Raw genomic sequence first — 15,212 nt, forward strand, 5'->3', positions numbered from 1 at the left:
TTACAGGGAGTTCGCGGTGCTGGTCTGGAACGACCGCCGACGTAGTCGGCACCCCAGACCCGGTCGATGAGCTGGCCTCGGGTGAGCACCCGGCCCGCGTTGCGCAGCAGCAACTCCAGCAGCTCGAACTCCTTCAGCGGGAGCTGCACTGCCCCGCCGTCGACGGTCACCACGTGCCGCTCGATGTCCATCCGCACCGGGCCGGCGGCCAGGGTGGGAGCACCCGTCTCGGCCACCTCCGGGCTCTGCCGGCGCAGCACCGCCCGGATCCGGGCGACCAGCTCGCGCGGCGAGTACGGCTTGGTGACGTAGTCGTCGGCGCCGATCTCCAGCCCGACCACCTTGTCGATCTCGCTGTCCCGGGCGGTGACCATGATGATCGGCACGGCCGACCGCTGCCGCAGTTGCCGGCAGACCTCGGTGCCCGACATCTCGGGCAACATCAAGTCGAGCAGCACGATGTCGGCGCCGGTCCGGTCGAACTCGGTGAGGGCGTCGGTCCCGGTCGCGGCGACCGAAACCTCGAAACCCTCCTTACGGAGCATGTACGACAAGGCGTCGGAGAACGACTCCTCGTCCTCGACCACCAGAACGCGGCTCAACGGGGATTTCCTTTCCATTGCTGTCAGACCTGCCGTAGCCCAGCCGGACCGGAGTCGATCCCAACCGGCGGCAGTGTCGCCAGAAGGTCGTCCGGTGGGCTGGCGGGCAGCCGGAGGGTGAACGTCGACCCACCACCAAGAGTGCTCGACACCTCGACCCGTCCGCCATGGTTGCTCGCGATGTGTTTCACGATCGCCAGTCCGAGCCCGGTGCCGCCGGTGGCACGCGAGCGGGCCTGGTCGGCTCGGTAGAACCGCTCGAAGATCCGGTCCACGTCCGTCGGGGCGATGCCGATGCCCTGGTCAGCGACGGCGACCTCGACGTGCTCGTCGTCGCCGCGGAGGGTGACCCGGACCGTGGTGTCCTCGCCCGAGTAGTTGATGGCGTTCTCCACCAGGTTCGCGACCGCCGTGGCGAGTTGGGAGTCGCTGCCGTACGCGGTGAGGCCACGATCACCGTCGACGGTCACCTCGACCCCCCGGGCGGAGGCCGTGGTGCGGGTCCGGTCGACCACCTCGGCGATCACCCAGTCCAGCGCGACCGGCTCCGGTGGCGGCTGCGGTTCGGCGCCCTGCAACCGGGTCAGCTCCAGCAACTCCTGCACCAGCCGACCCAGCCGGGTCGACTCGTGCTGGATCCGTTCGGCGAACCGACGGGCGGCGACCAGGTCCTCGGAGAGGTCGGGTGCTGCGGCGTCGGCTGGCTCGGTCGCGTCCAGCAACGCCTCGGCGAGTAGTTGGAGCGCCCCGATCGGGGTCTTGAGCTCGTGGCTGACGTTGGCCACGAAGTCGCGGCGTACGCGGGTCAGCCGGTGCGACTCGGTCACGTCGACCGCCTCGACGGCGATGAAGCTGTTGCCGATGCCCATCGCCCGTAGGTGCACGCCGAGCGGGTTCTCCCCGGCGCCGTCGCGACCTCGGGGCAGGTCGAGCTCGATCTCGCGCCGCACTCCGGTGCGCCGCACCTGGCCGGCGAGGGTACGGATCAGCGGGTGCGCGGCGATCGAGCCGGGGGTGCTGCCGGTCCGCAGGAGCCCCATCGCGCGGGCAGCCGGATTGATCAGCACGGGGACGTCGTCGTTGTCGAGTACCACGACACCGGCGCGGAGCGAGTCGATCGTCCGGCGGCCGAGCCCGGTCTGCTGCTCGTCGGCTATCGCGGGCCTCCCCCTGCTCCAGCGGGAGCTCACGCTGCCCGTCGACGTGGAGCGACGGTCCCGCGCGGGCAGGAACCGGGGCAGCAGGAAACCGGCGGCCATCCCGGCCACCAACGCCACGGCCACCACGACCGCCACCGCCCACTCCACCCGGCGATCGTAGGGGCATTGTTAACCTGGCTACCACACAGATCGGGACGAACTACCCTCGCTTCCGAAAGTGTTCACCCCTGCGTCTGGCGTCGTTCACCGTGGTTCATCCCGGATCCGTCCGCGCGCCCTACCGTTGGCGTCGCACCTGCTCAACCCCCTGCGCCGGCACCCGTCGGCGGCGACCGACCACAGGACGTGATGATGCGCGACGAGTTCCGGGCCGACCTCCAGATCGTCAGCCAACTGCTGGTGGACATGGCGGAGGGCGTCCGCGCCGCCATGCGCCAGGCCACCCGGGCCCTGCTCACCGCCGACCGGCAGTCCGCCGAGACGGTCATCGAGCGGGACGCCGAGATCGACGACCTCTACCGGCACGTCGAGGAGCGGGTCTGCGACCTGCTCGCCCGACAGGCGCCGGTCGCCTCCGACCTCCGCGCGATGATCACCGCGCTGCACGTGGCCGCTGACCTGGAGCGGATGGGCGACCTGGCCGAGCACGTGGCGAAGACGGCGCTGCGCCGGCACCCCTCGCCCGCCGTCCCGGCCGAGCTGCGGGCGGTCTTCACCGAGATGTCCGAGATCGCCGACCGGATGGCCGTGAAGATCGGCTCGGTGCTGGCGAAGCCCGACGCCGACCTCGCCAGCGAGCTGGACGGTGACGACGACGCCATGGACGAGCTGCACAAGAACCTGTTCGCGGTGCTGCTCGGCGACGACTGGCCGTACGGGGTGGAGACCGCGATCGACGCCACCCTGCTGGGCCGCTTCTACGAGCGCTTCGCCGACCACGCGGTCAACGCCGGCGAGCACGTGGTCTACCTGATCACCGGAGAGAGCAGCCCCACCAGCACCAACTGACGCGAAAAGGAAGGGCCCCCGCGATGCGGGGGCCCTTCCTTCGTGTTCAGCGGCCCTGGTTGGCGACCGCGGCGGCGGCTTCCTTCGCCGCCGTCGGGTCGAGGTACGTGCCGCCCAGGCTGAGCGGACGCAGCTGCGGGTCGAGGTCGTAGCGCAGCGGGATGCCGGTCGGGATGTTCAGTTTGGCGATCGCCTCGTCGGAGATCTGGTCGAGGTGCTTGACCAGAGCACGCAACGAGTTGCCGTGCGCGGCCACCAGCACCGTCCGGCCGGCCAGGATGTCCGGCACGATCGAGTCGTACCAGTAGGGCAGCATCCGGTCGACGACGTCCTTGAGGCACTCCGTCCGCGGCATCAGCTCGGTCGGCAGCAGCGCGTAACGGGGGTCGCCCACCTGCGACCACTCGTCGTTGTCGTCGATCGGCGGCGGCGGCGTGTCGTACGACCGGCGCCAGAGCATGAACTGCTCCTCGCCGTACTCGTCGAGGGTCTGCTTCTTGTTCTTGCCCTGCAGGGCGCCGTAGTGCCGCTCGTTGAGCCGCCACGACCGGCGCACGGCGATCCAGTGCCGGTCGGCGGCGTTGAGCGCCAGCTCGGCGGTGCGGATCGCCCGGCGCATCACGCTGGTGTGCACGACGTCCGGCAGCAGGCTGTGCTCGCGCAGCAGCTCGCCGCCACGCCTCGCCTCGCCCTCGCCCTTCTCGGTCAGGTCGACGTCCACCCAGCCGGTGAAGAGGTTCTTGGCATTCCAGTCGCTCTCACCGTGCCGCAGCAGGACCAGCGTCCCGACGGTGGGCCCTTCGCTCGCAGTCATGCGGATCATCCTGCCTCAACCGCCGAGTGGACACGCGGGCACCCGTCGTGACGACCACCACGTGAAAATGCGGATGACCAGCGGCTCCGCCCGCCGCTAGGGTTGTAAGGCACGGCAGTCACATCGGTCATTACTTGCAAGCGGGGCGCCATATGCGGACGATGCGGAGTTGGTTCCGGGACACCACCGGCGGCCTACCGACCACCTTCTGGTACCTGTGGTCAGGGACCCTGATCAACCGACTCGGCTCGTTCGTCCTCGTCTTCCTCGCCATCTACCTGACCCAGGAACGCGGCTTCTCCGCCTCCCAGGCGGGCCTGGTGATCGGCCTCTGGGGCGTCGGTGGGGCGTTCGGCACGACCGCCGGCGGCACCCTCGCCGACCGGTGGGGCCGGCGACCGACGCTGCTCACCGCACACGTGGGCGCCGCCGCCATGATGCTCGCGCTCGGGCTGGCCCGGGACCTCTGGGCTGTGGCGCTGGGCGCTCTGCTGCTTGGCATGTTCGCCGAGGCGGCCCGGCCCGCGTTCGGCGCGATGATGATCGACGTGGTGCCGGCGAAGGACCGACTACGCGCGTTCTCGCTCAACTACTGGGCCATCAACCTGGGCTTCGCCTGCGCCGCTATCCTCGCCGGTCTCGCCGCGCAGGCGGACTACCTGCTGCTGTTCGTGGTCGACGCCGGCACCATGCTGGTCACCGCGCTGATCATCTTCGTCAAGGTGCCGGAGACCCGGCAGTCCGGCGCGTCCACCGCCACCGCTTCAAAGGTCTCGCGCGGCGCCCTGCGCACGATCCTCACCGACCGGGTCTACCTCGGCTTCGTGGCACTCAACCTGTTCGCCGCGCTGGTCTTCCTCCAGCACATCTCGATGCTGCCGATCGCGATGGGCGACGACGGGCTGAGCCCCGCCACCTACGGCTCGGTCATCGCGCTCAACGGCATCCTCATCGTGGTCGGCCAACTCTTCGTACCCCGTCTGATCCGGGGTCGGAGCCGCTCACACGTGCTCGCGCTGGCCTCCGTGGTGATGGGCGTCGGGTTCGGGCTGACCGCGTTCGCCGGCACCGCCTGGCTCTACGGGTTGACAGTGCTGATCTGGACGGTGGGCGAGATGCTGAACTCGCCGTCCAACTCCACGCTCATCGCCGAGCTGTCCCCGGCCGAGCTGCGCGGTCGCTACCAGGGCGTGTTCTCCCTCTCCTGGCAGATCGCCGGAGCCAGCGCGCCGATCCTCGGTGGCCTGGTGCGCGAGCACGTCGGCAACGACGCGCTCTGGTACGGCTGCGCCGCGCTGGGCGCCCTGACCGCTGTGGCCCACCTGGTGTCCGGGCCGGCCCGGGAGCGGCGCGCCACCGAGCTACGTCGCTCCGGCGAAGCGTTGGCGCCGGTCACCGCCGAAAGGGGAACCCAGCCCGCCGAGGCCGTCGCCTGACGACACGCCCGAAGATCAGACCTGGACTGGCGCGACGCGGCTCGAGTTTTCTACCGTGCAGAGGAAACGGTTAAGAAACTGAACTATCGGGAGGACGGTTGCACGCCGTGCGGCGCTGGTGGCACGACACCGCGGGCGGGCTCCCCGCCACCTTCTGGTACCTCTGGGTCGGCCTACTGATCAACCGGGCCGGCGCCTTCGCCATGCTGTTCCTCTCGCTCTACCTCACCGACGTACGCGAGGCGAGTGTCGGGCTCGCCGGCACCGTCGTCGGCCTGTACGGGGCCGGCGGCGCGGCAGGTGTGCTGCTCGGCGGGGTGCTGGCCGACCGATGGGGCCGACGGGCGACTCTGCTCGCCGCGCACCTGACGACTGCCGCACTGATGGTGGCGCTCGCCTTCAGCCAGTCCCTCCTCCTCATCGCGGTGCTCGCCGCGCTGGTCGGCGTGGTCCACTCGATGCCCAGTCCGGCATTCGTCGCGGCGATCGTCGACGTGGTGCCCGCCGAACGCCGCTCGCGCGCGTTCAACCTCCAGTTCTGGGCGTTCAACCTGGGCATGGCTGTCGCCTCGTTGCTCGCCGGGGTGCTGGCCGAGGCGAGCTTCACCGCCCTGTTCCTGGTCGACGCCGCCGCCACGCTGACAGCCGCCGTCGTCATCGGCTGGAAGGTGCCGGAGACCCTGCGCCTGGCCACGTCGCCAGCCGACCAGGCACCCGCCGCCGGTCCGGCACCGAGGTCCCTCCGGACCCGCCGACCAGGACTGCACACCGCCCTCACCGACCGAACCTTCCTGGTCTTCGTCGGGCTCACCTTCGTCCTGGCCGTGCTCACCATGCAGACGTCGACGATCATGCCGCTGGCCATGCGCGCGGACGGCCTGGGCCCATCGGCGTACGGGCTGGTGGTGGCGCTCGGCGGCGCGCTGATCGTGATCGGGCAACTGTTCGTACCCCGGCTGATCGACCGACACCGCAAGGACGTCGTGCTGGCCACCTCCACCGCACTGCTCGCGCTCGGTTTCGGGGTGCTCGCCGTCGCCGACGAGCTGGCCGTCTACCTGGGTGCCGCGGTGGTCTGGACGGTGGGCTCGATGATCGCCGCACCGCCCAACGCACAGATCAACGCCGACCTGGCACCGCCCCAACTACGGGCGCGCTACCAGTCGGTCTTCTACCTGACGTTCCCGGCCGCCGCATTCGTCGCCCCCACCCTCGGCGGGGTGAGCCTCCAACACCTCGGCGACCGGCACTGGCTGATCGTGGGTGGGCTGGGCCTGCTGGCCGCACTCGGGCACCTGCTGGCCGGACCGCCCCGGGAACGGCACGTCACCGCACTGCAGAAAGCCGCGGAGCCACTCACACCCGCAGACCGGATATCGGCGTCGTAATTGCCGCAACAACGCAAAGCGCCCACCACTACCCGAAGGTTGTGGTGGGCACCCGCCGGTGGGGCCGGCGGCGGCGGGCAACACTCACCCCCGTAAGCATCGCCCGCTCACGCCGCCGGTCCAAACAGGTGGTCACCGTCCCCCAACGGCTAATCCACCCGTCCCCTCGCGTCTCGCCTGGTGCACGGATCTGATCGATCCGCCGCTCCCCCGAACGTTTCCAAGCGTGACGCGGCGCAATAAAGCTAGTTCGCCCGGATTCTGGATTCAACCCAGAACGGCTGTCTCGCCCGTCACAACTGACGAGTATCCGCTGCTCCGGCCTCGGTCATTGGCAACAGCCGCGTACCCGCCGGCCATTCCCGCAAACACCTCAACCGTCTTCCCGATCGGGTGACTCGGTCCGGAAGAAGTTGCTCGGCCGACCGTCCCGCAACTGTTCCTGATAAATCAGGTTCAGCCGCCGCAGGTCGAAGGTGTAGAACCACTCATCCCAGGTGATCTCACGGATTCGGCCGCTTTCCCGGTATCCGGGGATGTTGAAGGTCAACACACCCGCCCGACCATCCCGCTCGGTGCCGGCGATGGTCGCCGGCTTGGCGCCCCGATCCCGGGCCCACCGCTGGATCACCTCGTGATTCGCGGTGATCAGGCTCCGCCCGGGCCGCTCCGGCCGATCCATCGTCGACGAGATCACCTGCGAGCTTCGGACCGACCGCCCGGTTCCCCGTCCGGTCCGGATCCCGCCGGCCGCCGCCGAAGGAGGCGCGGTGCGCTTGGCAGGTGCCGCACGCTTCGCCGCCGGCCGCGCCGACGCCTTCTTGGCCGGTGCCTTCTTGGCCGCCACCTTCCGCGCGGAGGCCGCCTTCCGCGCCGACGCGGTACGGGCCGTCGCTGTCTTGCGCGCGGCGGTCGACTTGCTCGCCGCTGTCGTCTTCTTCGCGGGAGCCGCCTTGCGCGCGCCCGTGGTCGCCCGCACCGACGTCGTCCTCGTCGCGGCGGTGGCCCTCTTCGCAGCGGTCGTCTTCTTCGCAGCGGTCGTCTTCTTGGCCGCTGTCGTTCTCTTCGCGGCGGTCGTCTTCTTCGCGGCGGCCCGCTTCGCGGGAGCGCTCTTGTTCGCCGGCGCGGCCTTCGCGCGACCAGGTGCCGCCCTCGCCGCCGACTTCTTCGTCGCGGCGGCCCGACCGGCCGACGCCCTGGTGCCGGTGGCCCGACCAGCCGGTCCGGTGCTACGCCGACCCGCGCCAGAGGGACCGGACCGCAGCGAGCGGACCAACTGTTTCACCAGCTCGGGCTTGCGCAGCGCGGAGATCCCGGAGACCCCTCGTTTGCGCAGTTGCCCGCGGATGTCGTCCACCCGCATCCGGGAGATCTCCGACTCGGAGACTCCCGGGGTACCCGGCGTCTGGTTGCCGGCCTGCCGTTTGGTAGTGGTCGCAGTCCCGCCGCGACCTGAGCTGTTCCGCTGAGCCATGGGACGCTCCGCTCCTCGACACTCCGTCCTCGGCGCGCGGGGGTCCCTTGCCGCACCGCGCGGTGCGGCATACCCGTCAGGAGCAGTCCGAACCTCTGCCGGGTCAGGCCGGGTCTGGGCCGGCGCCGGAGGGCTCGAAGAGATGCGCGAACGCGGCCAGGTTGGCGGTCGACTCGCCGCGCTTGACCCGCCACTCGTACTCGCGCCGGATCGAGCTGCCGAAGCCGATTTCCAGCATCGTGTCGAACGACTCGTCGGCGTACGTGAGCACCGACCCGAGCAGCCGGTCCAACTCGTCGGCGTCCACGCCGGCCGGGTTGACCCGCCCGGTCAGGTAGACGTCGCCGACGGCGTCGGTGGAGAAGGAGACGCCGTACATCCGCGCGTTGCGCTGCAACAGCCAGGCCCACAACTCCTCGCGCCGCTCGTCGGGCTGGCGCATCACGAACGCCTCGATCCGCAGCGCGTGCTCGCCGACGATCAGGTTGCAGACCGTCTTGAGCTTGTGGGTGCCCGGCAGGGTCACCGCGTACGAGTCGGGGCCGGTCGACTCCCAGGCCAGGTCCCGCTCGGCGCAGACCGACTCGATCAGGGTCGCAAGATCGCTCTTCGGGCTCACCGGACCCACTCTACGACCGACCTGGCCGGCGCACCTGTCGACGACCGACGCCCCGGGTCACCAGGAGCAGGAGAGCGCGGGATCACACGCCAGGTCAGCCGCGAGCCGAGCGCGGTGCGCGGCGATGGCCTCGCCGTACACACCGAGCAGACCGGCGACCGTGCGGTCCCAGGAGAAGTGGCGGGCGTGCTGCTCGGCGCCGTGAGCCAGTGTCGCCCGGCGAGCCCGGTCCGGCAGCAGGTGGCCCAGCGCACGGGCCCAGTCGACCGGGTCGTGGCCGTCGATGAGTACGCCGCTGACCTGATCCCGCACGGCGGTGACCAGTCCTCCGACGGCGGCGGCCAGCACCGGCGTACCGCAGGCCTGCGCCTCCAGGGCGACCAGCCCGAACGATTCGTTGTGCGACGGCACCGCGACCAGGTCGGCCGCCCGGTACAGCGCCGGCAGGTCGTCCCCGGTGAGCGGTGGCAGGAACCGCACCCCGTCGGTGACCCCGAGCGTGGCGGCCAGCTCGATCAGCGCTGTCGGCCGGTCCAGCCCACTGCCGCTGGGACCACCGCAGATGACCACCGTCACCTGCTCGGCGAGTGCCGGGTCGCGCTCACGCAGGGCGGCAACCGCACGGATCAACACGTCGGGGGCCTTGAGCGGCTGGATCCGACCGACGAAGGCGACGACGTACCCGTCGGTCGGCAGCCCGAGCCGGCGGCGAGCCTCGCGGGCAGCCGCGGACCGGTCGCCCGGCGCGGGGCGGAACCGGTCCAGGTCGACTCCCGGTTGTACGACGGACACCCGGGTCGGGTCGGCGTCGTAGCGGGCGAGGAGGTCGCTGGCCTCGACCCGGGTGTTGGCGACCAGCCGGTCCGCCTCCGCGACGACCTGCTCCTCGCCGATGACGCGGGCCTTCGGCTCCGGCCGGTCACCGGCCGCGAGCTGAGCGTTCTTGACCTTCGCGAGGGTGTGCGCGGTGTGCACCAGCGGCACCCCCCACCGCTCCTTGGCCAGCCAGCCGACCTGGCCGGAGAGCCAGTAGTGGGAGTGGATCAGGTCGTAGTGCCCGGGCGGGCGCGACGCCTCGGCGCGCAGCACCCCGGCGGTGAAGGCGCAGAGCTGCCCGGGTAGCTCCTCCTTGGTGAGGCCCTCCAGCGGGCCGGAGGTGATGTGCCGGACCTGCACGCCGGGTGCCATCTCGACCACCGGGGGAAGGTCACCGGAGGTGGCCCGGGTGAAGATCTCCACCTCGACGTTGGCCTCGGCGAGTCGCCGGGCGACTTCGAGGATGTAGACGTTCATCCCACCGGCGTCGCCCGTGCCGGGCTGGTGCAGGGGGGAGGTGTGCACCGAGAGGGTGGCGATGCGGTGGGGCCGGGGCCACGGTCGGGCACCTCGTTGCCGCCCGACGCCGGTGTGCATTTCCGCCACATCCGCTCCTTCTTCACGGTTGATGCCGTCTCGCACGACCGGCGCTTCTCGGTCAACCTTTACGCCGGATGTCATCTTCCCCATCGGGCATCGGAAATTCCCCAGCGCGGCCCCCACGCGTGACGGACCTCATCACCGGACGCCGTCGATGGCTGCCCCGCGCCCGGTCTGGGCGGGTCGTGTAGCCGGGGGGACAATGCCGCTATGACCTCTGTCGCCATCGTCACCGGAGCGTCCAGCGGAATCGGCGCGGCCACCGCCCGCCGGCTCGCCGCCGAGGGCTTCCACGTGCTCGCCGCCGCCCGCCGAGCCGATCGGCTCGCCGACCTCGTCGCCGAGATCACCGCCTCCGGCGGGCAGGCCACGGCAGTGACCTGCGACATCACCTCGGACGAGTCGGTGGCCGCGCTGGCCGAGACCGCCGCCCAGGCACCCGGGCCGGTCACCCTGCTGGTCAACAACGCTGGCGGGGCGCGCGGACTGGACCCGGTGGAGTCCGGCTCGGTCGCCGACTGGCAGTGGATGTACGACGTCAACGTGCTCGGCACGCTGCGGGTCACCCAGGCGCTGCTGCCGGCGCTGGAGGCGTCCGGCTCGGGCACCATCGTGGTGGTCTCCTCCACCGCCGGCCTGACCGTCTACGAGGGCGGGGGTGGCTACACGGCGGCGAAGCACGCGCAGACCGCCATCGCCGGCACGCTCCGCCTGGAGTTGTGCGGCCGGCCGCTGCGGGTGATCGAAATCGACCCGGGCATGGTGAAGACCGAAGAGTTCGGGTTGGTCCGCTTCGAGGGCGACGCGGAGCGGGCAGCGGCCGTCTACGCCGGGGTGCCGAGGCCGCTGCTCGCCGAGGACGTCGCCGACTGCATCGCCTGGTGCGCGACCCGCCCGGAGCACGTGAACATCGACCGGCTGGTGGTCCGGCCGCGGGCGCAGGCCGCCCAGCACAAGGTGCACCGGGTCTCCTGACTCGGGACCCGGGCGCATGAGCGGGGCTCCACGACGCCGACCCCTGGGGGTGGTCACCCGGGGCACGACCAACCCGAACCGGCTGCGTCGGGTGGACAACTGGATCGTCGCCACCTGCGCCGACCGACTGCGGGAGGCGAACGATCCGCTGGTGGTCGACCTCGGCTACGGCGCCACTCCGGTCACCGCCGTGGAACTGCGCGCCCGGTTGGCGGCCGGGGTCCGTCCGGACGTACGGCTGGTCGGGTTGGAGATCGATCCGGCCCGGGTGGCCGCGGCGGCCCCGGCCGCCGACCCACCTGGCCTGACGTTCGCCCGGGGTGGGTTCGAGTTGGCCGGGCTCCGGCCCGTGCTGGTCCGCGCGTTCAACGTGCTGCGGCAGTACGAGGAGAGCGAGGTGCCGCACGCCTGGCGGACGATGACCGGCGCGCTCGCCCCGGGTGGCGCGCTCGTCGAGGGCACGTGCGATGAGTTGGGCCGGCTCGCCAGTTGGCTGCTGATCGACGCCGACGGCCCTCGGACGCTGACCCTCGCCGCGAAGCTCACCACGCTGGGCAGCCCGGCAGAGCTGGCCGAGCGGCTACCGAAGGCGCTGATCCACCGCAACGTGCCGGGCGAGCCGGTGCACGACCTGATCCGCGCCCTGGACGACGCCTGGCAGGCCGCCGCCCCGTACGCCACCTTCGGCCCCCGCCAACGCTGGTTGAGAGCGGTGGGACACCTCCGAGAGAAGGGCTGGCCGGTCCTGGACGGCCCGGCCCGCTGGCGTCAGGGCGAGCTCACCCTCCCCTGGGCGTCAGTGGCCCCCACCTGACGCGTTGATCATGAAGTTATCGTCCCGACACGCCGATCCGGACGACGATAACTTCATGATCGACGAGGGCTTAGAGGGTGCAGTTGACCAGGACGGGCTCGGGGTGGAGGGTCACGCCGAAGCGGGCGTGCACCTCGTCGCGGATGTCGCGGGCCAGGGCCAGCAGGTCGGCGGTTTGGGCGGTGCCGCTGCGGTTGGTGAGGGCGAGGGTGTGCTTGCTGGAGATGGCCGTGCCGCCCGGCCCGGGGTGCCCCTTGGTGAAGCCGGCCTTGTCGATCAGCCAGGCCGCGCTGACCTTGACCATGCCGTCGGCCCCGGGCCAGGCGGGCGGGTCGCCCAGGTCGGCGGCGCGTTCCCGGAGCAGCTCGTACGTCGCACCGTCGAGCACCGGGTTGGTGAAGAAGGAGCCGACCGAGCGGGTGTCCGGGTCGTTGGCATCGAGCACCATCCCCTTGCCGGCCCGCAGTCGCAGCACCGCCGCTCGGGCGTCCGCCAGCGGCACCTGGTCGCCGACCTCGACACCGAGGGCCCTGGCCAGCTCGGCGTAGCGCACCGGCCCGGAGAGCGGAGACCGGGTGAGCTGGAAGTCGACGGAGAGCACCACCCAGCGGTCCCCGTACTTGAAGATGCTGCCCCGGTAGGCGAACCCGCATTCGGCGGCGGGGATGATCCGGCGGGTGCCGTCGACCCGGTCGTACACCTCGACGCCGGTGATCGTCTCGGCGACCTCCTGGCCGTACGCGCCGACGTTCTGGATCGGGGTCGCGCCGGTCGAGCCGGGGATGCCGGAGAGGCATTCCAGGCCAGCCCAGCCGTTGGCGACGGTGGCGGCCACCAGGTCGTCCCACGGTTCGCCGGCGTCGACGCGTACGGTGACCGATTCGACGTCCTCCGCGACGACCTGGAGGCCTCGGGAGCGCACCAGGACGACGGTGCCGGGGAAGCCGGCATCGCCGATGACCACGTTGCTGCCACCGGCCAGGATCAGGACCGGCTCGTCCGCGGCGCGGACCGCCCGGATGATCTCGTCGGCGCTGCCGGCGGCCACGATCCGCGCGGGCGTCCCACCCGTCCCTAGGGTCGTGTAGCTGGCCAGTGGACCAGGGATGGCACGATCGGCTGCGGTTGTCGGCTGGGCGGAGGCGTCTGGCACGCCCTTCACCTTAGGCTGACTGATAGCCGTGGCACCCACTGGTCGCCCGGCACCCCCGGGAGGATGGCGATGAGCAGACTGCAGGGCAGCAAGGATTTTTGGATCGGGGCGCTCCGGGCGGAGGGTCCGGCTTTCGCGGCGGCGGTCGCCGAGGCGCCGCCGGAGACACCGGTGCTGTCCTGTCCGGGCTGGACGGTCAACGACGTCACACTGCACCTCGCCGGCATCTACCAGTGGGTTTCGTCGTTCGTCGGCTCCGGCTCGACCACCCAGCCGGCCCGCCGGGTCCCCCTTGAGGCGGAGCCGGGCGTGAGCCCTCTCCAGGTGTGGCAGCAGGGGTACGACCGGCTGCTGACCGTGTTCGATGGCCTGGACCCGGAGGCGCCGGCGTGGAACTGGGCGCCGCAGCCGAAGAAGGCCGGCTTCTGGCCGCGTCGGATGGCGCACGAGACCGCTGTGCACCGGTGGGACGCCCAGCTCGCGATCGGGGCGGGTGACCCGGTCGAGGCGAAGCTCGCGGCCGACGGGGTGAGCGAGGTGCTGGACACCTGGCTGCCGGCCGGCCGGCGGCAGGTGCCGGGTGACTGGCACGGCGTGGTGCAGCTCTCCGCTACCGACGCCGCTCAGGACTGGTATCTGCGGCTCCGTGGCGAGGGGGTGGCGCTGCTCGACACGGCGACCATCTTCGACCACGACGACCATCACGCCCGCGCCCAGGTCAGCGGCACCGCCAGCGACCTGTTGCTGGCTCTCTGGGGTCGGGTGAGCTTCGAGACGCTGGACGTGGCCGGCGATCCCAACCTGCTGAACGGTCTGCGTACCGGCTGATCGGTTCCACCGCTCCGCGAGGGCGTCACCCATCGACGGGTGATGCCCTCGCGTACGTCGTGGGTCACGTCGGGATATCAAAGAGAGCGCTCTCTTGACAGCGGGTGGAGCGCCCACCACCCTGTCGTGAGAGCGCTCTCTTGCCTATCGATCACCACCGACCACCTTGAGAGAGGTCGAAACCCATGGCTGTCTTCCCGCGCCGCCGCCTCGCCGCGGTGGCCCTCGCCGCGACCACCGCCCTGCTCGTCACCGCCGGCTGCGGCGGCGGCGACGAAGAGGGCGGGGACGGTCCGGTCACCCTCACCGTCGACGTCTTCGGCCAGTTCGGCTACGAGCAGCTCTACAAGGACTACATGGCCGCGAACCCCGACGTGAAGATCGTCGAGCGCGGCACCGGCACCAACCTCGACGAGTACTCCCCGAAGCTGACCCAGTGGCTCGCCGCCGGCCGGGGCGCGGGCGACATCGTGGCCATCGAGGAGGGGCTGATGGTCGAGTACAAGGCGAACCCCGGCAACTTCGTCAACCTGCTGGACCACGGCGCCGCCGACCTCAAGGGCAACTTCCTCGAATGGAAGTGGAACGCCGGGCTGACCGCCGACGGCAAGCAGCTCATCGGCCTCGGCACCGACGTCGGTGGCATCGCCATCTGCTACCGCAAGGACCTCTTCTCCAAGGCCGGCCTGCCCACCGAGCGGGACGCCGTCTCCCAGCTCTGGCCGACCTGGCAGGACTACATCGCCACCGGCGAGAAGTTCGTCGCGGCCAAGACCGGCGCGTCCTTCCTCGACGCGGCCACCAACACCTTCAACACCATCCTGCTCCAGACCGCCGGCAACACCACCGGCTACAGCTACTACGACACCAGCGGCAACCTCGTCGTCGACAGCAACCCGGCGGTACGGCAGGCGTGGGACACCACTATGGACATCGTCGACTCGGGCCTCTCCGGCAAGTACGGCTCGTGGTCCGAGGAGTGGGTCTCCGCGTTCAAGCAGTCGAAGTTCGCCACCATCGCCTGCCCCGCCTGGATGACCGGGGTGATCGAGGGCAACGCCGGCCCGGCCGCCCAGGGCAAGTGGGACATCGCCCGGGTGCCCGGCAACGGCGGCAACTGGGGTGGGTCGCACCTCGCCGTACCCAAGCAGAGCAAGCACCAGGCCGAGGCGATCGAGCTGGCGAAGTTCCTGACCAGCGCCAAGGGCCAGATCGGGGCGTTCAAGGAGAAGGGCCCGCTGCCCTCCTCGCCGCAGGCGCTGGACGACCCGGCGATCGCCGGCGCGACCAACGCGTACTTCTCCGGGGCACCGGTCGGCACCATCTTCGGCACCGGCGCGAAGAGCCTCAAGCCGGTCTACATGGGCCCGAAGAACCAGGCCGTCCGCACCGAGGTGGAGAACGCCGTACGGACCGTGGAACTGGGCCAGCGCAACCCGGGGCAGGGCTGGACCGACGCGGTGACCAACGCGAAGAAGGCCGCCGCCAAGTAGCCCAACCCAGCGTGCGGGCGGGCTCCGGTGAC

General features: G+C 71.0%; 14 protein-coding genes. 7 read left to right on the forward strand and 7 right to left on the reverse strand.

Features of this window, described 5'->3' with window-relative positions; genetic code table 11:
- Nucleotides 1-602, reverse strand: a 602-nt coding sequence (locus ACWCO3_RS19295) for a response regulator transcription factor (RefSeq protein WP_450011260.1), incomplete at its 3' end; no start/stop codon positions are given.
- 23 nt (nt 603-625) lie between these two features.
- Nucleotides 626-1,909, reverse strand: coding sequence for a sensor histidine kinase (locus ACWCO3_RS19300; RefSeq protein WP_145778767.1), 1,284 nt, complete (start codon nt 1,907-1,909; stop codon nt 626-628).
- A 204-nt stretch (nt 1,910-2,113) separates the two neighbouring features.
- Here ACWCO3_RS19300 and phoU point away from each other — a divergent pair, with 204 nt between their 5' ends.
- Nucleotides 2,114-2,770: a phosphate signaling complex protein PhoU gene (phoU, locus tag ACWCO3_RS19305; RefSeq protein WP_145778766.1), complete on the forward strand. Its 657-nt coding sequence runs from the start codon at nt 2,114-2,116 to the stop codon at nt 2,768-2,770.
- A 46-nt stretch (nt 2,771-2,816) separates the two neighbouring features.
- On the opposite strand, the gene ACWCO3_RS19310 is transcribed toward phoU, so the two are convergent.
- Entirely contained in the window at nt 2,817-3,584 is a 768-nt protein-coding gene (locus ACWCO3_RS19310) for a phosphoglyceromutase (protein ID WP_088987447.1), read from the reverse strand.
- Nucleotides 3,585-3,736: 152 nt separating this feature from the next.
- Here ACWCO3_RS19310 and ACWCO3_RS19315 point away from each other — a divergent pair, with 152 nt between their 5' ends.
- Both ACWCO3_RS19315 and ACWCO3_RS19320 read left to right on the forward strand, forming a co-directional pair.
- Entirely contained in the window at nt 3,737-5,020 is a 1,284-nt protein-coding gene (locus tag ACWCO3_RS19315; protein ID WP_450011265.1) for an MDR family MFS transporter, read from the forward strand.
- Between the two features lie 98 nt (nt 5,021-5,118).
- A complete protein-coding gene (locus ACWCO3_RS19320; protein WP_145778764.1) occupies nt 5,119-6,408 on the forward strand; it encodes an MFS transporter in 1,290 nt (429 codons plus the stop codon).
- A gap of 373 nt (nt 6,409-6,781) precedes the next feature.
- On the opposite strand, the gene ACWCO3_RS19325 is transcribed toward ACWCO3_RS19320, so the two are convergent.
- The 3 genes from ACWCO3_RS19325 to mshA all read right to left on the reverse strand — a co-directional run bounded on the left by ACWCO3_RS19325 (nt 6,782) and on the right by mshA (nt 9,923).
- Nucleotides 6,782-7,672, reverse strand: coding sequence for a hypothetical protein (locus tag ACWCO3_RS19325; protein ID WP_450011275.1), 891 nt, complete (start codon nt 7,670-7,672; stop codon nt 6,782-6,784).
- A 313-nt stretch (nt 7,673-7,985) separates the two neighbouring features.
- The gene (locus tag ACWCO3_RS19330; protein ID WP_145778762.1) at nt 7,986-8,501 is read right to left on the reverse strand and encodes a type III secretion system chaperone family protein; all 516 of its coding nucleotides are present in this window, start codon (nt 8,499-8,501) and stop codon (nt 7,986-7,988) included.
- Nucleotides 8,502-8,558: 57 nt separating this feature from the next.
- Nucleotides 8,559-9,923, reverse strand: coding sequence for a D-inositol-3-phosphate glycosyltransferase (mshA, locus tag ACWCO3_RS19335; protein WP_450011267.1), 1,365 nt, complete (start codon nt 9,921-9,923; stop codon nt 8,559-8,561).
- Nucleotides 9,924-10,127: 204 nt separating this feature from the next.
- Here mshA and ACWCO3_RS19340 point away from each other — a divergent pair, with 204 nt between their 5' ends.
- Nucleotides 10,128-10,892, forward strand: coding sequence for an SDR family oxidoreductase (locus ACWCO3_RS19340; RefSeq protein ID WP_450011269.1), 765 nt, complete (start codon nt 10,128-10,130; stop codon nt 10,890-10,892).
- Nucleotides 10,893-10,908: 16 nt separating this feature from the next.
- Nucleotides 10,909-11,706, forward strand: a complete 798-nt coding sequence (locus ACWCO3_RS19345; RefSeq protein ID WP_450011271.1) for a class I SAM-dependent methyltransferase — start codon at nt 10,909-10,911, stop codon at nt 11,704-11,706.
- Nucleotides 11,707-11,776: 70 nt separating this feature from the next.
- Here the strand turns inward: ACWCO3_RS19345 and ACWCO3_RS19350 are convergent, their stop codons facing one another.
- Nucleotides 11,777-12,859, reverse strand: a complete 1,083-nt coding sequence (locus ACWCO3_RS19350) for a UDP-N-acetylmuramate dehydrogenase (protein ID WP_450011273.1) — start codon at nt 12,857-12,859, stop codon at nt 11,777-11,779.
- Between the two features lie 69 nt (nt 12,860-12,928).
- Between ACWCO3_RS19350 and ACWCO3_RS19355 the strand changes: the two genes are divergently transcribed.
- Nucleotides 12,929-13,687 carry a maleylpyruvate isomerase family mycothiol-dependent enzyme gene (locus ACWCO3_RS19355; protein ID WP_145778757.1) on the forward strand — a complete coding sequence of 253 codons (759 nt, stop codon included), beginning with the start codon at nt 12,929-12,931 and terminating at the stop codon, nt 13,685-13,687.
- 185 nt (nt 13,688-13,872) lie between these two features.
- Nucleotides 13,873-15,180, forward strand: a complete 1,308-nt coding sequence (locus tag ACWCO3_RS19360; RefSeq protein WP_358163461.1) for an ABC transporter substrate-binding protein — start codon at nt 13,873-13,875, stop codon at nt 15,178-15,180.
- Nucleotides 15,181-15,212 lie beyond the last annotated feature (32 nt).

This window comes from Micromonospora sp. NPDC002411 (genome assembly GCF_053592955.1).